The 21,484-nt window shown below is 66.0% G+C and carries 15 protein-coding genes and 1 pseudogene; 5 read left to right on the forward strand and 11 right to left on the reverse strand.

The features are described 5' to 3' along the window. Positions 1-3: 3 nt before the first annotated feature. The 4 genes from HWX55_RS28805 to HWX55_RS28820 form a co-directional block, all read right to left on the reverse strand. Entirely contained in the window at positions 4-1,386 is a 1,383-nt protein-coding gene (locus tag HWX55_RS28805; RefSeq protein ID WP_175978194.1) for an alanine racemase, read from the reverse strand. After that, a complete protein-coding gene (locus HWX55_RS28810) occupies positions 1,380-2,336 on the reverse strand; it encodes an ornithine cyclodeaminase family protein (protein ID WP_244140669.1) in 957 nt (318 codons plus the stop codon). Before HWX55_RS28810 ends, HWX55_RS28805 begins: the two co-directional genes overlap by 7 nt. A 1,157-nt stretch (positions 2,337-3,493) precedes the next feature. After that, entirely contained in the window at positions 3,494-4,036 is a 543-nt protein-coding gene (locus tag HWX55_RS28815) for a hypothetical protein (protein WP_175978195.1), read from the reverse strand. A gap of 373 nt (positions 4,037-4,409) precedes the next feature. Then, on the reverse strand, positions 4,410-6,395 hold the full coding sequence (locus HWX55_RS28820; RefSeq protein ID WP_175978196.1) for a gamma-glutamyltransferase family protein: 1,986 nt from the start codon (positions 6,393-6,395) through the stop codon (positions 4,410-4,412). Between the two features lie 633 nt (positions 6,396-7,028). Between HWX55_RS28820 and HWX55_RS28825 the strand changes: the two genes are divergently transcribed. Beyond that, positions 7,029-7,961: a tyrosine-type recombinase/integrase gene (locus HWX55_RS28825; protein ID WP_175978197.1), complete on the forward strand. Its 933-nt coding sequence runs from the start codon at positions 7,029-7,031 to the stop codon at positions 7,959-7,961. A gap of 38 nt (positions 7,962-7,999) precedes the next feature. On the opposite strand, the gene HWX55_RS28830 is transcribed toward HWX55_RS28825, so the two are convergent. From HWX55_RS28830 to HWX55_RS28840, 3 genes are all read right to left on the reverse strand, one after another. After that, complete coding sequence (locus HWX55_RS28830; RefSeq protein ID WP_124557706.1) at positions 8,000-8,479, reverse strand: RES family NAD+ phosphorylase; 480 nt, start codon at positions 8,477-8,479, stop codon at positions 8,000-8,002. After that, positions 8,476-8,931 carry an antitoxin Xre/MbcA/ParS toxin-binding domain-containing protein gene (locus HWX55_RS28835; RefSeq protein ID WP_050018210.1) on the reverse strand — a complete coding sequence of 152 codons (456 nt, stop codon included), beginning with the start codon at positions 8,929-8,931 and terminating at the stop codon, positions 8,476-8,478. The genes HWX55_RS28830 and HWX55_RS28835 overlap by 4 nt, the downstream gene beginning before the upstream one ends. A 305-nt stretch (positions 8,932-9,236) precedes the next feature. Continuing rightward, positions 9,237-9,878, reverse strand: coding sequence for an HD domain-containing protein (locus HWX55_RS28840; RefSeq protein WP_175978198.1), 642 nt, complete (start codon positions 9,876-9,878; stop codon positions 9,237-9,239). Between the two features lie 173 nt (positions 9,879-10,051). Between HWX55_RS28840 and HWX55_RS28845 the strand changes: the two are divergent. The 3 genes and pseudogenes from HWX55_RS28845 (at position 10,052) to HWX55_RS28855 (ending at position 12,613) form a co-directional block, all read left to right on the forward strand. Then, positions 10,052-11,016: pseudogene (locus HWX55_RS28845) on the forward strand (GlxA family transcriptional regulator). Positions 11,017-11,309: 293 nt separating this feature from the next. Further along, on the forward strand, positions 11,310-11,621 hold the full coding sequence (locus HWX55_RS28850) for a DUF4148 domain-containing protein (RefSeq protein WP_175978199.1): 312 nt from the start codon (positions 11,310-11,312) through the stop codon (positions 11,619-11,621). Between the two features lie 278 nt (positions 11,622-11,899). Continuing rightward, positions 11,900-12,613 carry a dienelactone hydrolase family protein gene (locus HWX55_RS28855; RefSeq protein ID WP_175978200.1) on the forward strand — a complete coding sequence of 238 codons (714 nt, stop codon included), beginning with the start codon at positions 11,900-11,902 and terminating at the stop codon, positions 12,611-12,613. 131 nt (positions 12,614-12,744) lie between these two features. Here the strand turns inward: HWX55_RS28855 and HWX55_RS28860 are convergent, their stop codons facing one another. The 4 genes from HWX55_RS28860 to HWX55_RS28875 all read right to left on the reverse strand — a co-directional run bounded on the left by HWX55_RS28860 (position 12,745) and on the right by HWX55_RS28875 (position 19,801). Beyond that, entirely contained in the window at positions 12,745-14,247 is a 1,503-nt protein-coding gene (locus tag HWX55_RS28860; RefSeq protein WP_175978201.1) for an efflux transporter outer membrane subunit, read from the reverse strand. 2 nt (positions 14,248-14,249) lie between these two features. Next, a complete protein-coding gene (locus HWX55_RS28865; protein ID WP_175978202.1) occupies positions 14,250-17,441 on the reverse strand; it encodes an efflux RND transporter permease subunit in 3,192 nt (1,063 codons plus the stop codon). Between the two features lie 15 nt (positions 17,442-17,456). Next, the gene (locus HWX55_RS28870; RefSeq protein WP_175978203.1) at positions 17,457-18,695 is read right to left on the reverse strand and encodes an efflux RND transporter periplasmic adaptor subunit; all 1,239 of its coding nucleotides are present in this window, start codon (positions 18,693-18,695) and stop codon (positions 17,457-17,459) included. A gap of 224 nt (positions 18,696-18,919) precedes the next feature. Next, positions 18,920-19,801, reverse strand: coding sequence for a LysR family transcriptional regulator (locus HWX55_RS28875; protein ID WP_175978204.1), 882 nt, complete (start codon positions 19,799-19,801; stop codon positions 18,920-18,922). A 721-nt stretch (positions 19,802-20,522) separates the two neighbouring features. Here HWX55_RS28875 and HWX55_RS28880 point away from each other — a divergent pair. Beyond that, on the forward strand, positions 20,523-21,377 hold the full coding sequence (locus HWX55_RS28880) for an AraC family transcriptional regulator (protein ID WP_244140670.1): 855 nt from the start codon (positions 20,523-20,525) through the stop codon (positions 21,375-21,377). Positions 21,378-21,484: the final 107 nt, after the last annotated feature.

Consider the following 21,484-nt stretch of genomic DNA (forward strand, 5'->3'; position numbering starts at 1 on the left):
TGGTCAGGCTCCCGGAAGCTGGAAGAGGCGATCGACGCGCCAGCGTGGCCGCGCGCCGTCAAGTGTCAAGACAAGCTTGGGGGGAAGCGGCAGCTCGTGAAATGAAGATTCGTTCGAATCCATCTGATAGCCGGCCGTGTTCGGGTAGATCAGCAGATCGCCAGGTTCGAGGCGCTGCCCGAATGCGATCTTGCGCCAGGTCAGCATGTCCGAATCGAGGCAACTCGCCCCGCCGACACAGGCGCGATAAGGCATGCCCGTGCGCGGCGATCGCGAAGACTCGCGCACGACGCTCAGCAATTCCGGATCGGGCAGGAATTCGCTGGCAAACCATTGCTCCGACACGCTGAAGCTCGTGCCGTTGACGGTCGCGATGCCATAGTCGCCGCAGTCCTTCACGCCTTGCACGGCAAACGCCGTGAACCCCGCCTGATCCAGCAGCGCCCGCCCCGGTTCCAGCATGATCGTCAGGCCGTGCTCGCGAAGCAGTTCGGCGAGCGATGCGGATTCCCCACCAGGCGTACCAGCCAGAATCGCATCGAGCATCTGCGCGCCGCTGCAGGGCGAGTGATACGGATAGAATCCGTCGAATACCTTGTTGGCGTGGTAATCGTCCGCCCGGTGCGCACGCTGGAATGCGTGCCAGTCGCGCTCGCTCGCGTACGACATCGCGAAGCCGCCACCGATGTTGATCGTGTGCGGCGCAAGACCGCGTTCGCGCGCAGCCAAGCACGCACGCATCGCGATCGCGGCCTGATTGCAGCGCTCCGTCGCGCTGTAACCGGACAGATGGAACGAGAACCCTTCAAGGACGAGCGACGCCCGCGTCGCGGCACAGGTCGATAGCGCAACGCGAAGTGCGTCGGCACTCAAACCGAATCGGCTATCGTTGCGTGCCGCCGGCGCCATCCGCAACAGAATGCGTGCAACCCGCTTCGCCTGTCCCGAGATCGCGATCAGCCGATTCAGTTCTTCGTCGCTGTCGATGGCGATCAACGCATCGTGCAAAACCGCGAGCCGCAGCAGTTCACTCGACTTCGACGGGCCGGATACACCGATATCGGTTCCGCGCACCCCCGCGGCCAACGCTTCTGAAAACTCGCCCGTGCTTGCGACGTCGACGCCGATCCCGGATGCTGCCGCCGCATGCGCGAAGCATCGCGCCTTGTTCGCCTTCTTCGCGTAGTAAATGCGCCCGGACACCCGGCGATCGTCCAGTACGCGCTGAAATTCAGCGACATTGCGCGTGAAGCGCTCGGGAAACAGGAAATGAACGGGCGCGTCGAAGCCATGGACAAGATCGTGGATCATCGCCTGATGCTCGTCCACGAAATCCCGCAGTAGCGGATCCCACAACGCCGGCAGTCGCGGAATATCCGTCACCATAGCTCGACTTCCCGGCCGAGCCCTTTCGTCAGCGCGGCATCGGCCAGCACGCGCCCCAGCGCGATGTCGGTCACGATCATGCCGCTGTTGAACGCGTAAACGATATCGGCATCGTTGCGCCGCGCAGGCTTGCGGCCAAGCAGTATGTCCGGAAACTCCGCATCGACGGCAGGCAGTTTTCCCGCTTCGTCCGCGAGATCGGCGCCGGTCACCTGCATTTGGGCCGCGCTCGTCGCGATGCGGTAATCGGCGCGATGCAGCGCGTCGGCGTGAATGCCGTATCCGACCAGAAGCGCGAGCGCGCCCGGCTTCAACGCCGCGTGCCGCACGCTCTCCGATACGCCGGCGCCGGCCACCCCGAGCACGATGTCCGCTTCATTCGCGGAGGCGGCGAGATCCTTCGACACTTCGATGTCACGGCCCGGATGAAAGCGCCTCAACGTCTTGCGGACAGCATCGATTCCCGACTCATAGTGGCCGTGTACGATCACGCGCTCGATGTCCGGCAATGCGGTCAGCAGGAACGGCGCCGCCATCCGTCCCTGCGTCCCCGTGCCGACGACGAGCGCCGTCCGAGCCCGCGGCGCGGCCGCACGCGCGATCAGGGCGGACACCGCCGGCGTGCGCAGCGATCCGACAAGGCTGCCGTCCATCAATGCGACAGGCATGCCGGTTTCGTCGTCGAACAGCAACAACGTCGTGTAGTACTTCTGCAGTTCGCGGTTGTGTTCCGGATCGAACTTATACGACGTCTTGAAACCGACCGTTCTGCGTCCACCGTCTCGACCCAGCATCGAGTACGCGACGGAATGCTTGTCCGCGGGCTGGCTCATCAGCTTGCGCGGATTGTCGGATTCGCCGGTACCGAGGCCAAGGTATGCCCGTTCGACGGCATCGAGCACCATCGACGGGTCGTAGTCGAGTTCGTCGATCGTGCGCTTGCCAAGCACAAGGAGTCTCGAGGGTTGCGTTGCGAGCCGCGGTCGAACGTCCGCGTCGGGTTCAGCGCCATCAGCCATCGTGGATATCATCGTATTCACTTGTGTCTCACCGGATTTCACGTATCGAACGGGCCTGCCGCACACGTCGTGCAGGTTGACTTGAAGATTGACGTGCCGCGACCGGCACCGACGCGCCAGATCGCACATGCTTGTCCGGCTGCGTTGCCACTGCGAATCGCGCGCTCGACATGAGGGCGGATGCGCCGGGAGGCTGGCGGCACGTTCAATTACTGCGGGTGCTTCATGCCTGCAGCGTATTGATCATCGAATCTTGCCTTCCGAAATGCGGACCACGGAGCAGAAAATTGGATCGACAATCATTTCGTTTTTCATTACATACAGTTCCGTCATTTTGCAATACGAATCAAATTGATTAACAAAAGCCACATTAATACCAGCGATAACCACAAGATGGATCTCGATTGACGCTGATCAGATAATCAGCATTTCGATAACGAAAATACCGTGTTCCGCCTGAGATTCACCAGGCGCGGGCTGACGAGTTCAGCAATCTCGACGGGATTCCCTCACGTCGGCATAGCTGCCTGGCAGGCGCATTCATGTCGCGACAACGCGCGCACATGATGAGGCGCAGCGAATCGTGTCACGACCATCTGGGCGTTCCGTCAACGTCGATGGTTGCGACCGGTAGAGAAAATACAAATCGCTCGTATTTATAAACTAGCTTCCACTTTCCTTGCAAATACTTTATTTCATCATTGCAAATGCATTTACGGCGGCTGTCATTGAATCATGAAAGTGAAATTGAGGCCGCTAGCCGCTCGATGGCGGTATCGAAAAGCAAAATCGGTTTGTTGACGGAGAAAAAGTGCCCCGCATCGGGGGCCGCCGAAACGTTCGGGCGAGATATGTCGTTACGGTGTCGGGCTTTCCGCGGTAGGCGGTTTGGGGAACCGCCTGCGGGCCGCATTGCGTTCCAGTTCAGTCGACCAGACGCTATTATTATTCGCAATCCAAATCAATATCGATACATCGTTTACCCGCGTTTCGACATGAGGCTCCGTGCGCGACGTATCGCGTTCCTCAATAGAAAAACCCGGCCCGCAACGAAGCGGGCCGGGCCGTGACGGGATGCGTGCTGCTTGTTACAGCGCGCCGCCTTGCGTCGACGCCGAGCCCTTCACGCCGACCGACGCACCGCCCTGCACCGAATTCGTCGCGCCTTCGAGCGCTTCGCCGGCCTTCGCCTTCGCGCCGCCCGCGACGTCGCCTGCGGTCGACACCGCGCCTTGGGCATGGCTCTTCGCCGAGGCGGCGACGTGCTTCACGTGCGACTTCGTCGTGTGCACGGCCGATGCCGCCGCATCCTTCGTCGCGCCGGCCGCCGAACCGACCGCCTGCGTCGCGCCGCCCACCGCCGTCCCGGCTGCCGAGCCCACGCCGCCGACCGTCTGGCCGACGCCGTTCAGCGCGCCGCCGACGACATTGCCCGCGCCCGAACCCGAGCCTGCCGCATTCGCACCGGCGCCAGCCTGCACACCGACGCCACCGCCGAGCAGCGGCGTCTGGACCTGCGCGCCGACGCCTGCGGAACCCTGGGCGCCGGTCTGGGCCGTCTGTGCAAATGCAGCCGACGTCGCCATCGCCGTCAGAGCGGCACCCAGCAGAATCGTACGAATCTTGTTCATGGTCATTCTCCCCAAAGACGTTGTTGCTGCGGGCCGCGTTCGTGCGGCTGGTCGCATGCCTTGCCGCGACATGCGGCAGGTGGAGCTAATGTAGCGGCGCCGGCGAGCAAAACGACTGAATTGCGGGGACTGTTACTTCCGTTGCAAATGCTGACGATTGACTCACACTGTTTGACAATCGGAGGTTTGCGGCGGGGTGGCCGCTGTATTTGACGGCGGACGGCCGCGGCCCGGGCCGGCTGACGTGCTTCATGCGGTCGCTTCATCTGCATTCCGAATTATTTTGGGATTGCGCGGCCGTCGATGCGACCTCGTCACGAGGCACGGCCCCGGCCGCCAGCAAGCGAACCGGGGCCGTGCACACGCTGCGCGGTTACGGCCGGAACGTATCGCCGAGCACGACGCCTTCGCGACGCGGATCGGTGCCGCCCTGCAATGCCGGCGACTGGCCAACCGTCACGCGCATCACCGTATTGACGCCGCTCGCCTGTGCGGACGTCGACACCTTGTGCCCGAGCGCGAGCAGCCCCGCGATCAGCGGATCGTTCGCACCGTTGTTCGCCGCGTTGACGTTCGGATGCTCGCCGCCGATCGTGGTCGTCGGGCTGTTGCTCGCGCCGAAGTCGACGAGCCCCGCCGACTGCTGCGCGTCGAGCCCCCAGTCGAGCGCGCCGACCAGCGTCTTGACCACGTATTGCGGAATCGTGCCGCCGCCCGGCGAACCCGTCGCCATCACGAAGTCGCCGCGCGAGCCGTCGGCGGCCCGCCCGAACACGATCGTCGGCGCCATCGAGCTGCGCGGCCGCTTGCCCGGCTGCAGGCGGTTCGCCACCAGATTGCCGGACGCGTCGAGCGGGTTCGCGGAAAAGTCGGTCAACTGGTTGTTCAGCAGGAAACCGTTGGTCATGTGGAACGAGCCCATGCTCGACTCGACCGTCGTCGTCGCGCTGAGCACGTTGCCGTCGCCGTCCACGATCGTGAACTGGTTCGTGCCGTGCTCGATCAGCGTCGTGTCGACGCCGAGCGGCACCGCACCGAGATTGCCGGGCTGAGCGGTGCCCATGCTTTTGGTCGTGTCGATCAGCGCCGCGCGCGATTTCAGGTACGGCTTGTTCAGCAGCGTGTCCCACGTGCCGCCCGGCAGCGGCACGAAGTCGGTATCGGCCACGTACTTGTCGCGGTCGGCATACGCGAGCCGTTCGGCTTCGGTGATGAGGTGGACGCCCGCGACGGTCGGCTTGCCGCCTTCGAGATCGATCGCCGTCGGCTTCAACGATTTCAAGTCGTAATTCTCGAGAATGCCGAGCGCGGATGCGACCGCGATGCCGCCCGACGACGGCGGCGGCATCCCGCAGACCCAGTAGCTGCGATAAGTCGTGCACACCGGTTCGCGGCGCTTCGCCTGATATGCGGCCAGATCGGCGACGGTCGTCTTGCCCGGCGTGAGCGTCGAGCCGTCCGCGCCCTTCGTCACCGCGATCTTCGCGACGATGTCCTGCGCGATCTGCCCCGTGTACAGCGCATTCGCGCCCGACTGCGCCATCAGCGACAGCGTGCGCGCGTAGGCCGGATTCTTCAGTACGGTGCCGAGCGGTTTCGGCGAACCGTCGGCGTTCAGGAAATACGCGGCGGCTTCAGGGTCGCGCTTCAGGTTCGCGGCATTCGCCGCGATCGCGTCGGCCAGCCGGCCGCCGATCGGGAAACCGTTGGTCGCGAGCGTGATCGCGTCGCCGAACAGGCTCTGCCACGGCAAGCGGCCATGATCCTGTTGCAGCGCCTCGATGAGCCGCGGCACGCCGATCGTGCCGATCGAGCGGCCGCTCGCACGCGCGTTCGGCAGCGGCAACGAATGGTCGGTGGCGTCATCGACATAGCGCAGGTAGTTCTCCGTCGCGGCGGCCGGCGCGGTTTCGCGGCCGTCGTACGCCTGCAGCGTCTTGCCGCGCGCATCGTAGTAGAGCAGCACGCCGCCTGACCCGAGGCCCGTGGCCTCCGGCACCGTCAGACCGAGCACGGCTTGCACAGCGACCGCCGCGTCGGCGGCCGTGCCGCCCTTCTTCAGCACCGCGCACCCGGCCGCGCTTGCGTACGCGTTCGACGTGGCCACCAGGTACGTTTTCGCATAGACGGGCTTCATCCCGGTGCGATAGCCCGACGACGCTTCCGGCAGCGACGGGTCGCCCGGCTGGTTCGAGCCCACCACGACCGTCGCGCCGCTGTTGTCGACCGCGAGGCAACTCGTATCGGTGGAAGGTGGGGTCGTGCGGCCCGCGTCGTTCTCGACGTCGCCGCCGCATGCGGTCAACAACGCAGCCGCGAGCAACGCGGACGCATACGGAAAAATCGCTGTTCTGTTCATTGTCTGCCGATGTGCTGGTCGTTGCGATGGACATCCTGTCGCCAGCGACCCCCTCGGTGCGCAGGCGATGCGTTCGATAGTCCCATGAACAGAATTTTTTTCGCAATCGGGAAATGGCGTCATGCAACCGGACGTTGTGTGCGCAACGTCACCGAACCGGCATGCGGTTTCATCTGCTGCATTGCAGCGCATGGGCGTATCGTGACTTCGTTACCTTTTCGCCCGGCGACGCGTGCCGGCCCCGTGCTCCATCGCGTCGATCGCCTCGGAAAAGAATGCGAGACACATCGTCATCGCAACCGTCGCGCTCGTGTCCGCCCGCTGGTGGATGCAACTGAACGAGCGCGCGACGCAGGAAGGCAGCGGCGCGCCGCTTGATGACGCCTGCGGTTCGATCGACAATCGCCGCCCCCTCCTGCGCAGGCACTCGATCCAGCCGGCGCGTGCGTCTCCTCGACGCCGCATTTCGCCCGCCCATTCATTTTGGAGTCCGTGATGATTATTTGTCCGTTCCGAGACAGCCATGCATAGACGACACCCGGGCCCCGGCCTGACGCGCCGGCTCCGTCGCGCGCCGGCCGACCGGCCATCGGGACGATTGCCGGCGTCGCCGCGTCCGGCTATAAAGCGGGGATGGACACGAATCGCTGGATTCACGACCCCGTCGGCGCGTTTCGCGCCTGGCAGGAAACCGCCGCGACCGGCGCCGGCCACCGGCCGTTCGCGCCGCGTTCGATCGTCCAGCATGTCGCGATGTTCGAGCGATTCCTGCGTCACCTGAGCGCGCGGCACGTGTCGCTCGCGACGTTCGGGCCCGACCATGTCGCGTCCTTCCTCGCGGAACTCGACCGCACCTGCGCGCCCGGCACGTCGACACGCGTGCGCTATGCGAAGCTGATCGACCGGCTCGGCCGGCATCTGGTCGATGCCGGTGTGCGGACGATTCATCCGGCCGGCCGATCGACGCACCATCTCGCCTGGCCGGACGACGAGCCCGAGCCGTGCTACCTGCCGCCCGACGCCGACGCGGCGCTGCAGCGCCATGTGCTGCCTCGGGCGGACGACACGCCCGCCGACTGCCGGAATCGCGCGATCGTCGCGCTGCTGCTCGCGAGCGGCATCACGTCGGCCGAGATTCGCGCGGCGACAGGCGACGCACTCGATCTCGACGCGCGGCCAGCGGCGTTGTCGGTGCCGCGCGATCGCGCGCGGCCGGCGCGCCGGATCGCGCTCGCCGCATTCGCGCTGGCGCCGCTCGCCGCCTGGCGTGCGCGCTCGGACGTGCCGCCGTCGGGGCGGCTGTTTCCCGCGCCGCGCGGGGGCGCAATGAACGACATGTTCCTGCTGCTCGTCGTGCGCGATGCGCTGAACGCGATCGGCTTTCACGCAGCGGACATGAGCCCGCGCGTGCTGCGCAATACGTATGCGCGCCGCCAGTTGCTCGCCGGTCATGCGCATGCCGATGTCACGGCGATGCTCGGTCTCGCCAGCCCGCGAACGGTCACGCGCATTCGGCAAACGCTGCCGCCCGATGCGGCCGCGGATCGCGCTGCCCACGAGCGGTGATCGCGCGCCGCCGGCGCGAACCGCGTTCCCCCGGTGCGCTATTCGCCCGGCTTCGGCTGGACCAGCCGCAGAATCCGCGTGTCGTACGGCGACTGCATCACTTCCGCAATACGGATGTCGGAGGCGGCCGGATGCAGCGGGTTCAACAGGAAGTTATGGGCGTGCGGCACGACGACGCTCGGCACGCGCAGCAGCGCGCTCGGCTGCGTGTCCAGCCACTCGGTGCCCGCGCTGCGGGTCCAGTCGACGTTCGTGCGCCAGTCGTCCGGCGCATCGCCTTCCGCGATTTCGGCAACGTCCACCGAATCGGGCACCTCGATACGCAGCAACTGATATCCGCTCGGCAATTGCGCGACGGTGGCGATTTCGAAATGAACCAGCGTCTCGAGCAACGCGAGCGCCGGATGTTCGGCGAGATACACGACGGGCTGCCCGGCGAAATGCCAGCGCCCGCCGGCCCGCAACCCGCCGATGCCTTTCAGATCGGCGTAATTGCTGATCCGCCACAGCGTCGTCAAGCGAAGTACCCCTCGTCGATCTGCGTGAGGGCCTCTTCGACGAGCCGCGCGCCATGCTCGGTGCTCGCCATATCGAGCGACGTGCGGCCGCCGAAGCGCTGGAGCCCGTTGCGCAGCCACGCCATCGCCTTGTCCTGGTCGCCGAACGTGGCCGCCGCCTGCGCGACGATGCGCGCGAGACGGATCGCCTTGTCCGACTCTTCCGGCGACAGGCGCTCGTGCGCCTGCCGACGATGACTCAGCGTGCGGCGCGGAATGATGAACGCCAGCTCGTCCGATTTCAGCCCGCGCTCCGACAACCGATCGATCACCGACACGTCGACGCGCGCGCTCGCCAGCTCGGCCAGATCGGCGCCCGACCGGACGCGGATCGCCAGCAGCTGCTCGAGAATCGTGAATTCGGCCTGACGCGGATGCGCGACGCCCGAAGGATGAAAAGCGATGGTGCTCATGACCTCTCTCCGGCAATTTGCCCAATCATTATAGGCGTTTTGCCAAATGCTTGCGGATGGAAGAGCGATAGGCTTTTACCCCATTGGGCTGGCAGACCGGTATTCGGGGTACGCGAATCGGAGATTCGCCTTGGTGAGGGGGTACAAAAATTCAGTATATAAAGTCCCCCCTCGCGATGACTGAAGTTGTCACGTAACAATTTCCAACGGTAATACACGAGTCGGGGGCATCCCTGCTTTCCCCTGCTGTACACGCCGCGCAGACGATCACCGTCGGCTGATGCGCAGCCGACCGTCCAAGAAGGTCAACCGGCCCATGCGGACGACCGGATCACGCTGCAGAAATTGCCCGCATGGAAATGCGGCTCCTTGTCCGCGAGCACGTCGGCCTTCACGTTGCCGAACGTCGTGCCGGGCTTGTGCTTGATGCCGTCGTAGAACGCCTGAATGATGTCTTCCTTGAAATGCGGCGTGCGCGGATGCGCGCGCACGACCGCTTCCCGCTCGATGTCGCTGTATTCCGGGTAAGCGAGGCCCAGTACGTCCATCTCGACGCCCGCCGTGACCAGCGCGACGACCGGATGCATGTGCTGCGGAATACCGGGCGTGGTGTGCAGTGCGATCGAGGTCCACACGACATCGATGTCCTGTTGCGAGATCCCCTTTGCCTTCAGAAAATCGCGGGCGGCATTGGCGCCGTCCACTTCGAAGCGCTCGCATGCGCTGCTATGCCGGTGCGTCAGTCCCATGTCGTGGAACATGCAGCCGCAATAGAGCAGCTCGGGGTCGTACTCGAGCCCGCGGCGCCGGCCCGCCAGCGCCGCGAAATAGAACACGCGGCTCGAGTGATGGAACAGCAGTTCGGATTCGGTATCGCGCACGAGCTCGGTGATCTCGCGCGTCAGTCGAGTATCGGGAAGGATGATGCCGGCAACGTTCACAGTCATGATCGATCTCCATGGAAGACACGCTCGATTCTCCGGGCTCCGACAGGTGTCTCAAATAGGCTGATTGCGACGAATCCTGCCATTTCGCGCGACGAACGGACACGGTGCCTGCATGGTGAAAGAAGCGCCCCTATACTGCTGCGCATCACGTTCGATACGACACGCAACCGATCATGCCGAAGGTCGTGGGTATTTTTGCCGTTCCGGGCGTTCAACTGCTCGACGTCTCCGCGCCGCTCGACGTGTTCGCGCAAGCGAACGTCGAATGCGGGAAGCCGTTCTATGTGTCGCGGATCATCGCGAGCGGGGCCGGTGCGATCCGCAGCTCGTCCGGCGCACGGTTGCTGCCCGACTGGATCGCCCCCGACATCCCCGAGCGCATCGACACGCTGCTGGTCGCCGGCGCGCCGAACGCCGGCCAGATCGCGCTGGCACCGACGTCCTCGCTTGGTTGCGCGCGGCGGCCGTGCACAGCAGACGCTACGGGTCGATCTGCACCGGGGCATTCATCCTCGCCGCCACCGGGCTGCTGAAAGGACGTCACCTGACCACGCACTGGGCCGCCGCCGATGCACTCGGCGAAGCCTATCCGTCGCTCGTCGTCGACGCCGACGCGCTGTACGTGCGCGACGGCAAGCTGCGCACCGGCGCCGGCGTCACGGCCGGGCTCGATCTCGCGCTCGCGCTGGTCGAGGAAGATCTCGGCCGCGAGATCGCGCGGCGCGTCGCCGCGCAACTGGTGATGTTTTTCAAGCGCCCGGGCGGGCAGCTCCAGTTCAGCCGCAAGGGCGAAGCCCGCCCCGCCGGACGTTCGGTGCTGCAGGAAGTCCAGCGCTGGGTCGCGGCCCATCCGGATCTCGAACATTCGGTGGCCGAGATGGCCAAACATGCAGGCATGAGCCCGCGCCATTTCGCGCGGCTGTTCCGCGCGGAAGTCGGCATGACGCCGGCCGCGTGGGTCGAGGCGACCCGCATCTCTGCCGCCCGCCAGTTGCTCGAGAACGGCCATGACACGCCGAAGCAGGTCGCCGCGAAATGCGGCTTCGCAAACGTCGATACGCTCAGGCGAGCGTTCACCCGGCATGTCGGCGTCACACCGGCTGAATATCGGAAACGGCAGGCGATCCTGGCTGCGTGAGGCGGAACGAGCGGCGCCGAATGAATGACCCCGACGGCCTCGCGAAAATACTTCGGAATACGATTCAATGGTTTGACCCGCTTGTTCCGCGCCGCTCGACCTCATCGCTCCTTCCCCCTTCTCCAGCTCACCGGCAATCATCAGATGAAATTGCATGCCGCGCGAATCGTTTACCCAGTTGCAATAATGATTCGCTCCAACGCGTATTTCCGACCGGGAACGCGCTCGTTACGATGCAATCAACCGCTGAACGCAACGAGCGAAGCGCGAAATCAACAGAACCGGAGGTCACCATGAAGTCGTTCATCACCGCTGTCGTCGCCACAACCGCGTTGTCCGCGTCGTACGGCGCATTCGCGCAATCGAACCCGTCGGGTCAGCTCACGCGTGCCCAGGTGCGTGCGGAACTCGTCCAGCTCGAACAGGCCGGCTACAAGCCCGAAGTCTCCGATCAGTATTACCCGCGTGCGCTGCAGGCCGCGCAGGCCCGCGTGACGAACGCCGACGAAGCCGGCTACGGTGCGCAAGCGGCCGCCGGTGCGCGTGCCGGCCGCACGATCGCAGTCAAGCAGGAAGGCCGCAACTCGATCTACTTCGGTCAGTAAGCCGGATATCCGCTGGCGTATTGCCGGCGTATTCCGGATACGCCCCGCCGTACACGCGACGCCCCGCTCCCGTTCATCGGGGCGGGGTGTTCGTTTTCCGGTCGTCCGCTCCCTTCGCGGCTCGCGTGTCGTGCGGCGCCGTTCACGCAAGCGTCCGGTATTTGCGCATAGAATGGCCGCGTGGTCGGCGTCGGCCAGCACGAACGCGGGCGGTATCACGACGCCCGCTGGCCGGCCCGATGTCGCACTCGGCGCATTTTTCGAAAAGGAGCGGTTTCATGTCTCAAACATCCGGTTCCACGATCACGTTTCGCCGCCCGGACGGCCAGGAACTGCAGGGCTATCTCGCCACGCCGGCACGCACCGAAGGCGCGCCCGCGGTCGTCGTCATCCAGGAATGGTGGGGGCTGAACGACCAGATCCGCGGCGTCGCGGATCGCCTCGCGCGCTGCGGTTACTTCGCGCTCGTGCCCGACCTGTATCGCGGCAAGTCGACGGTCGAGGAGGAGGAAGCGCACCACCTGATGACCGGCCTCGATTTCGGCGACGCCGCGTCGCAGGACATTCCCGGCGCGGTCGCATACCTGAAGACGCTGTCGCCGCGGGTCGCGGTGACGGGCTACTGCATGGGTGGCGCCCTCACGCTGCTGTCGCTGCAGTACGCCGACGCAGATGCCGGCGTCATGTGGTACGGCCTCCCGCCGCTCGACTACATCGATCCGGCCAAGCTCAAGGTACCGCTGATGGGTCACTGGGCGACGCAGGATGCGTTCTTCACGATCGACCAGGTCGACGCACTGGAAAAGAAGCTGACCGACGCGAAGGTCGGTTTCGAATTCCATCGCTATCTCGCGCACCATGCGTTCGCGAACGAAACGGCCGTCGGCCCCGGCCGCATCGCCGGCACGCAGTTCGATCCGGTGTGGTCGGAAACGGCGTGGGACCGCACGCTCACGTTCTTCGGCCGGACGCTCTGGACGAAGCACGCATAACGTAATGCCGCTTCCCGCGCGGCGACGGTACAAAGGAAAACGCCACGGATTTGCGTCCGTGGCGTTTTCGTTTTCACACTCCTTCGGTTCGGTGGACAGGCGCGGTTTTCCGCTCCTGCCATGTGCCATACCTACCCGTTCGTTGCCGTCTGATAGTCGACCGGCGCATCCGGTGCGCGCGGCGCTTCGCCGGCGCGCTGGATCCACCCGCCGCCGAGCGCGCGGTACAGGTCGACGAGGTTCGTCCACCGCGCCAGACGTGCGCTGATCAGCGACTGCTGCGCCGAATACAGATCCGTCTGCGCGGTCAGCACCGACAGGTAGCTGTCCACACCGTTCTTGTACCGCAGGTCCGACAGGTCGAAGCGACGCTGCTGTGCGTGCTCGCTGCGCTCCAGTGCCGCGATCTGCTGGTCGTACGTGCCGCGTGCGGCGAGGCCGTCCGACACCTCGCGGAACGCCGACTGGATCGCCTTCTCGTAGTTCGCGATCTCGATGCGCTTCTGCACGTTCGCGAGATCGAGGTTCGCGATGTTCTGTCCACCCTCGAAGATCGGCAGCGCGATGTTCGGTGCGAACGACCACGCCGCCGTGCCGGCCTTGAACAGGCCGCCCAGCGTCGGGCTCGCGGTGCCGAACGCGGCCGTCAGCGAGATGCGCGGGAAGAACGCCGCGCGGGCCGCGCCGATGTTCGCGTTCGCGGCCAGCAGCGTCTGCTCGGCCTGCATCACGTCCGGGCGACGCGTCAGCAGATCCGACGGCAGCCCAGCCGGCACGTCCGTCAGCAGGTTCTGCGCGTCGAGCGGCATGCCCGCCGGCAGATCGTCCGGCAGCGGCTCGCCGATCAGCAGCACCAGCGCATTCAGCGCCTGCGCACGCGCACGCGCCTGCGCCTGCTGGTTCGCGAGCGCCGTCTCGACCACCGTCTGCGCCTGACGCAGCTCGAGCTCGGAGCCCGTGCCGTTGTCGAATTGCAGCTTGGTCAGGTCGTACGACGCCTGCGCGGTCTTCAGCGTGTCTTCCGTGACCTTCAGCAGGTCATCGGTCGACAGCAGCGTCAAGTACTGATCCGCCACCTGCGACACCAGCGAGATTTCCGACGCCTGCCGTGCGTACGACGTCGACAGGTACTGCGCGAGCGCCTGGTCCTTCAGGCTCTGCACGCGACCGAACAGGTCGAGCTCCCACGACGCCGACAGGCCGACGTTGTAGGCGCGCGAGATGTACGGCGCACCGGTCTGCGAAAGACCCTGCGGCACGCGCTGGATGCTGCCCGTGCCCGTCCCGTCGAGCGTCGGGAACAGCCCCGCGCGCGTGATCTGGTACTGCGCACGCGCGGCCTCGACGTTCAGCACCGACACGCGCAGGTCGCGGTTGTTTTTCAGCGCGATCTCGATCAGCCGCTGCAGGCGCGGATCGACGAAGAACTCGCGCCAGCCGATGGCAGTCGCCGCCTGGCCGTTCGCGCTGCGCGCGCCGGCCGCGCCCGGCTGCGTCGCGTAGACGCCGCCGGCCGGGTACGCCTGCGCGACGGGCGCGTCGGGCCGCGTGTAATGCGGCGCCATCGTGCAGCCGGCGGCAAACAGCGCGGCAGCCAGTGCGGCCGCGGTTGCAGTCAAAGCATGTTTTTGCATCGTTACTGCCCCTTCGAATCGTGTGCGCCGTCGTGACCGCGCTGCAGGTCGCCCTGCACGAGACGCCATGCGTCGTCGACGTTTTCCGTTTCGCCGCTGAAGATCGCGCGCACCCGCACGAAGAACATCGGGATCATGAAAATGGCAAGGAACGTCGCCGTGATCATCCCACCGATCACGCCCGTGCCGATCGCGTGCTGGCTCGCGGAGCCCGCGCCGTTGCTGATCGCGAGCGGCAGCACGCCGAGCATGAACGCGAGCGACGTCATCAGGATCGGGCGCAGCCGCAGGCGCGCCGCCTCGATCGCCGCGCGCACCGGCCCCATGTTCCCGCCCGCCTGCAGTTCGCGTGCGAATTCGACGATCAGGATCGCGTTCTTTGCCGACAGGCCCACGGTGGTCAGCAGGCCGACCTGGAAGAACACGTCGTTCTCGAGGCCGCGCAGCATCGTCGCGAGCAGTGCGCCGACCACGCCGAGCGGCACGACCATGATCACCGAGAACGGGATCGACCAGCTTTCATACAGCGCCGCGAGACACAGGAACACGACGAGAATCGAGATCGCGTACAGGATCGGCGCCTGCGAGCCGGACTGGATTTCCTGGAACGACAGCCCCGTCCACGAATAGCCGATGCCTTCCGGCAGCTTGCTCGCGAGCGCTTCCATCGCGGCCATCGCCTGGCCGGTCGACTTGCCTTCCGCCGCCTGCCCCTGGATCTCGATCGACGACACGCCGTTGTAACGCTCGAGCTTCGGCGACCCGTAGATCCAGTGGCCGGTCGAGAACGCGCTGAACGGCACCATCCCGCCCGCGCTGTTGCGCACGTACCAGATGTTCATGTCTTCGGGCGTCATCCGGAACGGCGCGTCCGACTGTACGTACACCTTCTTGATCCGGCCGTCGGTATCGAGGAAGTTGTTCACGTACTGCGACGCCCACGCGATCGAAAACGTCTGGTCGATCGCCGCGGCCGTCACGCCGAGCGCGTTCGCCTTCTCGCGATCGATGTCGACCTTGTACTGCGGCGTATCGTTCAGGCCGTTCGGACGCACGAGCGCCAGCGCCGGATCCTTCGCTGCCATCCCGAGCAACTGGCCGCGCGCGGCCATCAGCGCTTCGTGACCGAGGCCGGCGTTGTCCGTCAGCTCGAAGTCGAAGCCCGCAGCGGTACCGAGCTCCGGAATCGACGGCGGGTTGAACGGAATCACCATCCCGTCCTTGTACGTCGAATAGTGCGCGAAGGTCCGGCCGATCAGCGCCTGCACCTTCTGGTCCGAACGCTGGCGCTGCTCGTACGGTTTCAGCTTCACGAACACGAGGCCCGCATTCTGGCCGCGGCCCGCGAAGCTGAAGCCGTTGACCGTGAACACCGAGTCGACCACCTCCTTCTCGGCGGTGGTCAGGTACGTGTTGATGTTGTCGAGCGTCTTGCCGGTCGTTTCCTGCGTGGAGCCGGACGGCGTCTGCACGATCATAAACATGTAGCCCTGATCTTCATCGGGCAGGAACGACTTCGGCAGCCGCGCGAACATCACACCGACCGCGAGGAACACGGCCAGGTAGATCACGAGCCAGCGGCCGGAGCGCCGGATCACGTGGTTCACGCCGCTCGTATAGCGATCGCGGCTGCGATCGAACGTCCGGTTGAACCACCCGAAGAAGCCCTTCTTCTCCTCGTGATGCCCCTTCTCGATCGGCTTGAGGATCGTCGCGCACAGTGCCGGCGTCAGAATCAACGCAACCAGCACCGACAGCACCATCGCCGACACGATCGTCAGCGAGAACTGACGATAGATCGCGCCGACCGAGCCGCCCGAGAACGCGACCGGCACGAACACCGCCGACAGCACGAGCGCCACGCCGACGAGTGCGCCGGTGATCTGGCCCATCGCCTTGCGGGTCGCCTCCTTCGGCGACAGCCCTTCTTCGGCCATCACGCGCTCGACGTTCTCGACCACCACGATCGCATCGTCGACCAGCAGGCCGATCGCGAGCACGAGCCCGAACATCGACAACGTGTTGATCGAGAAGCCGGCGAGACCCATGATCGCGAACGTGCCGAGCAGCACGACCGGCACCGCGATCGTCGGGATGATCGTCGCCCGCAGGTTCTGCAGGAACAGGTACATCACGAGGAACACGAGCACGATGCCCTCGATCAGCGTCTTGACCACTTCCTCGATCGACAGGCGCACGAACGGCGTCGTGTCGTACGGGTAGTGCACGACGAGGCCATGCGGGAAGTACTTCGACAGCTCGTCGATCTTGGCCCGCAGCGCGTTCGCGGTCGCCAGCGCGTTCGCGCCGGTCGCGAGCTGGATGCCGAGGCCGGCCGTCGGTTGCCCCATGTACTTCGTGTCGAACGTGTAGTTCTCCGAACCGAGCGCCGCGCGGCCGACGTCCTTCAGGCGAACCTGCGAGCCGTCCTGGTTGACCTTCAGCAGGATGTTGCCGAACTGCTCGGGCGTGCGCAGCAGCGTCGATTCGGTGATCGTCGCCTGCAGCACGGTGCCCGGCTTGGCCGGCGTGCCGCCGATCTGGCCGCCCGCGATCTGCACGTTCTGCTGCGTGATCGCGGCCGTCACGTCGGTCGGCGTGAGGCTGTAGTTGGTCAGCTTGACGGGGTCGAGCCAGATCCGCATCGAGAACTGCGAACCGAGCAGCAGCGTCTGGCCGACGCCGTTCACGCGGCTCAGCGGATCGAGCACGTGCGAGGCCACGTAGTTCGTCAGGTCCTCCTTCGACATCCGGCCGTCCTCGGAGTTGAACGCGAACCACATCAGCCAGTTGCTGCTCGACTTCGTGACCTGCATGCCGAGCTGCTGCACGACCTGCGGCAGGTTCGGCGTCGCGAGCGACAGCTTGTTCTGCACCTGCACCTGCGCGACGTCCGGATTCGTACCCGGCGAGAAGGTCAGCGTGATCGTCGCGTTGCCCGAGTCATCGCTCGTCGACGACATGTAAAGGAAGTTGTCGAGCCCGCTCATCTGCTGCTCGATCACCTGCGTCACCGTGTCTTCCACCGTCTTCGCGGAAGCGCCCGGGTAGTTTGCCTGGATCTGGATCGTCGGCGGTGCGATCGTCGGATACTGCGCGATCGGCATCTTGAAGATCGATGCGACGCCGGCCAGCATCAGCACGATCGCGATCACCCACGCGAAGATCGGGCGATCGATAAAGAACTTGGCCATGAAGCGGACTCCCTGTTATTGCGCGCTCGACGCGGCGGCCGAACTCGCTGCGGCACTGGCTGCGGTAGTCGCCGGCGCGGCGCTTGCCGAGGTGGCGGATGCGGCATCCGGCGCCGGGGCGAGCTGCGCGGCGACGGTCTTCACCGTCGCGCCCGGGCGCACCTTGTCGACGCCTTGCACGATCACGTGATCGCCCGCCTGCAGACCGCCTTCGACGACCCAGTTCTGGCCTTGCATGCCGGTGGTCTTCAGCGGACGCGGCTCGACCTTGTTGCTGGCGTTCACCACCATCGCGATCGCCTGCCCCTTCTGGTCATGCGTGACGCCGATCTGCGGCACCAGGAACGCGTTCTCGTTCACGCCTTCCTCGATGCGTGCACGCACGAACATCCCCGGCAGCAGCACGCGGCCCGGGTTCGGGAACACCGCGCGGATCGTCACCGAGCCGGTGGTCTGGTCGACCGTCACGTCCGAAAACTGCAGCTTGCCGGCTTCCGAGTAGGTCTTGCCGTCTTCGAGGATCAGCGACACCTTCGCCGCGCCCGGGCCGCTCGTCTTCAGGCGGCCGCTCTGCACGTCCTGACGCAGCTTCAGCCCTTCGAGGCTCGACTGCGTGAGGTCGACGTACACGGGGTCGAGCTGCTGCACCGTCGACATCAGCGTCGCCTGGCTCGCCTGCACGTATGCGCCCGGCGTCACCTGCGAGATGCCGACGCGGCCGCTGATCGGCGACACGACGTCCGTATAGCCGAGATTGATCTGCGCGGTGTCGACCGCCGCCTTGCCGGCCGCGACGTCCGCCGCGGCCTGGCCTTGCGTGGCGACCGCGTTGTCGTAGTCCTGCTTGCTGACCGCATTCGCGGCGACCAGCACCTTGTAGCGCGCGACCAGCGCGTTCTGCGTGACGAGGTTCGCCTGCGCCTTCGCGAGCGTCGCCTTCGCGCTGTTCAGCGCGGCGATGTACGGCGCCGGATCGATCTTGTAGAGGCGTTGACCGGCCTTCACGTCGGTGCCTTCGGTGAATTCGCGGCGCAGCACGATGCCGTCGACCCGCGCGCGGACCTGCGCGACGAGGAATGCACTGGTGCGACCCGGCAGCTCGGTCACCGCGGGCACGGCTTGCGGCTGGACGGTGACGACGCCGACTTCCGGCGTTGGCGGCGGCGGCGCCGCTTCTTTTTTCCCGCACGCGGCCAGGAAAACGGCAGCCGTTGCGGCAGTGATTAAGCGGTATGGAACCCGTTCGACGCGCATGGAGCGACCTCTCACAATTAGACGACCTTCAATGGGAATCACCAGATCTCCTCATGGCCCTGACGCGCGGCGGACCTGAAGGGTCCTGTCCGCCGCGGATGCGGACACGTGTTGCGGGTGTGCGTTGCACCCGGCGGAGCGTTCGTTCGCCGAACTGCTTCCGAAAAAGAACGGCGAGCCCGCTGCCTCGGCGGGATCGCGTTGCCATGGGTTCTGCCAGACTGCTAGCGCGCGGGCCGGAATGCGGCGCCGGCGAATTCGATGAACGCGCGCGCGGCGGCCGGCAGACGCGCGGCGCGCGCATGCGCGAGCTTCAGCGTGACGGGCGCGAGCGGATGGAGCGGGGCCACGCGCACCAGCGTGCCGGCCGCCAGATCGGCGTCGACGAGATACGCGGGCAGCACTGCCGCGCCCATGCCGGCCACGGCCAGCCGCCGTGCCATCTCGAGATGGCCGACGCCCGTATTGCCGGGCGCGACGCCGGATCGAATCCCGGCCGCGTGGTCGTCGTCGGCCGCCGGCGACTCGAGCCGCACGGTCGCGATGTCCGGCCAGTCGCCGGACGCAGCCGCGCCGCCGTGCGCGGCGACATAATCGGGCGCCGCGACGCGCACGGATTCGTACGCGGCCAGCGTATGCAATGCGTGCGCGCCGGACACCGGCATGCCGTCGGTCAGGAACGCGACGTCGATGTCTTCGGTAGTCAGGTCGACGTGGGCATCGGTCAGCGTCACGGTCGGCCTCACGTCCGGAAACCGGTGCACGAAACGATCGAGCAGCGCGCTCAGCTGGCTGAGCCCGAACGCGACCGGCGCGGCCACGCGCAATACGCCTTCCGGCTTGCTGCCCATCGCGACGAAACGGCCATCGATCTCGTCGATCGCACCGAGAATCCGCTCGACGCGCGCAAGATACAGCTCGCCGATTTCCGTCAGCGACTGGTGGCTCGTGCTGCGTTGAAGCAGGCGCGCGCCGAGGCGCGTCTCGAGCGCATCGACCAGTCGGCTGGCCATCGCCGTCGACACGCGCAACCGCGTCGCCGCCCGGCGAAACCCGCCTTCCCTTGCCACCGTCACGAATGCCCGAATCGATTGAAGTTGGTCCATTTGTCCGGATTTCCCTGCGCGGACGACTGCCCGTCCATCTGCACCCGACGCCGCGCCATAGCCAGCCCGCATCGGCCCGGCCAATGCGGCGGCCCCGACACCGGCTCCGCCGGGTCGGACGACACGTTCGCGACGGGCTCGCGTCGGCTTGCAACGGACGCAAGCCGGCCTCGGCAAGCCCGATGCACGATCGTTCAATAGCAGTCCTGAGTCTTTCCCGGCGATTCGCGGCGGCAACGCGCGCGGCAAGGCCGGCGGCGTCCGCGCATCACGCGGACGGTGTTGCCCGTATCGTCCGGGCACGCTGAATCGCATTTCCTTCAGCAGGTGCAATAGTAGGGAAACCGCCGGAAAATGGCTTGCCCGATCCTGCGATTGTTTTGCCTTAATTTCCGAATTTGTGCGTCGCACACCCTGCCACGACAGGCGACGCGGCCGCCGATCATGCAGGTCCGGATGATCGGGCTAATTTCGGACAGGTTTAGGCAATCCCGCGCACGCAACTGGCCGTACGATGTGACCGCCATGCCTGCGCGCCGGCAGCGAATCGCAGCGCACGCATGGCATCGCCCGCTCCGCCAACCGCTCACGCAACATGGAAATCGACGCCCGAACGCCGCCGCAACCGCGCCACCCACCGGATCACGATGCCCGGTCGCCAGCCCGATCGCCCGCGGCCCGGCTCGCGGCGCTGATCGCCGCGTACGCGCCGCACGACGGCATGTTCGACCTTCCGCTGCGCGGCATGCGCGTCGCGCGCGCGTCCGCGCCGCCGCCGCAGTGGAACCACGGCGTGCACCACGCGTGCCTGAGCATCGTCGGGCAAGGCGCGAAGTCGATGCGGGTCGGCGACGATACCTACACGATCGACGAATCGCGGATGCTGGTCGCCACCGCCGACCTCCCCGTGACCGGGCGGGTGACGCGCGCGAAACCGGCCGAGCCGTTCCTTTACGCGCAACTCGCACTCGATCCGCACCGCATCGCGGCGCTCACGCCCGTCGTCTTTCCGCGCGGGCTGCCGAAAGCCGTCGACTACCGCGCGCTCGACACGCTCGACGCGACGCCCGAAATCGTCGACGCCGTCGCGCGGCTGATGCAACTGATCGCCCAACCGGACGACCTCGACCTGCTCGCACCGCTGATCGTCGACGAAATCCTCATCCGGCTGCTGCGCGGCCCGTCGGGCGCGCGCATCGCGCAGATCGGCGACGCCGATTCGACGACCCAGCGCATCTCGCGCGCCGTCGCATGGATTCGCGATCACTATCTCGATCCGATGGCGGTCGACGCGCTCGCGCGACAGGTGGAGATGAGCCCGTCGACCTTCCACCATCATTTCCGTGCGGTCACGTCGATGAGTCCGTTGCAATGCCAGAAGGTGCTGCGACTGCAGGAGGCGCGCCGCCTGATGTGCCTGTCGGCGATGGATGCGCGGCAGGCGTGCCGCAGTGTCGGCTATGTGAGCGCGTCGCAATTCAGCCGCGAATACGCACGGCTGTTCGGCGACGCACCGGGCCGCGACGTCGCGAGGCTGCGCGGCGAAGCGGTGCCGCTGTCGCGCGTCGCACCATGAACGCGTATCGCAAGAAAACGCTTTCATAAGGACGTGCCGGTGGCACGGACATCGTTGTCCGGACCCGTGCGTGCACATGCATGCGTCGCCTGCCTTTAATGAAGGAC

Source organism: Burkholderia sp. BCC1047, from assembly GCF_902833155.1.
GTDB classification, from domain to species: domain Bacteria; phylum Pseudomonadota; class Gammaproteobacteria; order Burkholderiales; family Burkholderiaceae; genus Burkholderia; species Burkholderia sola.

Bases quoted from the DNA above. Each gene is read 5' to 3' on its own strand.
- HWX55_RS28860 (WP_175978201.1), bottom strand. From the start codon at position 14,247: ATGCAAAAACATGCTTTGACTGCAACCGCGGCCGCACTGGCTGCCGCG.
- HWX55_RS28825 (WP_175978197.1), top strand. From the start codon at position 7,029: ATGGACACGAATCGCTGGATTCACGACCCCGTCGGCGCGTTTCGCGCC.
- HWX55_RS28875 (WP_175978204.1), bottom strand. From the start codon at position 19,801: ATGGACCAACTTCAATCGATTCGGGCATTCGTGACGGTGGCAAGGGAA.
- HWX55_RS28855 (WP_175978200.1), top strand. From the start codon at position 11,900: ATGTCTCAAACATCCGGTTCCACGATCACGTTTCGCCGCCCGGACGGC.
- HWX55_RS28850 (WP_175978199.1), top strand. From the start codon at position 11,310: ATGAAGTCGTTCATCACCGCTGTCGTCGCCACAACCGCGTTGTCCGCG.
- HWX55_RS28840 (WP_175978198.1), bottom strand. From the start codon at position 9,878: ATGACTGTGAACGTTGCCGGCATCATCCTTCCCGATACTCGACTGACG.
- HWX55_RS28870 (WP_175978203.1), bottom strand. From the start codon at position 18,695: ATGCGCGTCGAACGGGTTCCATACCGCTTAATCACTGCCGCAACGGCT.
- HWX55_RS28820 (WP_175978196.1), bottom strand. From the start codon at position 6,395: ATGAACAGAACAGCGATTTTTCCGTATGCGTCCGCGTTGCTCGCGGCT.
- HWX55_RS28815 (WP_175978195.1), bottom strand. From the start codon at position 4,036: ATGAACAAGATTCGTACGATTCTGCTGGGTGCCGCTCTGACGGCGATG.
- HWX55_RS28865 (WP_175978202.1), bottom strand. From the start codon at position 17,441: ATGGCCAAGTTCTTTATCGATCGCCCGATCTTCGCGTGGGTGATCGCG.
- HWX55_RS28805 (WP_175978194.1), bottom strand. From the start codon at position 1,386: ATGGTGACGGATATTCCGCGACTGCCGGCGTTGTGGGATCCGCTACTG.
- HWX55_RS28835 (WP_050018210.1), bottom strand. From the start codon at position 8,931: ATGAGCACCATCGCTTTTCATCCTTCGGGCGTCGCGCATCCGCGTCAG.
- HWX55_RS28880 (WP_244140670.1), top strand. From the start codon at position 20,523: ATGTTCGACCTTCCGCTGCGCGGCATGCGCGTCGCGCGCGCGTCCGCG.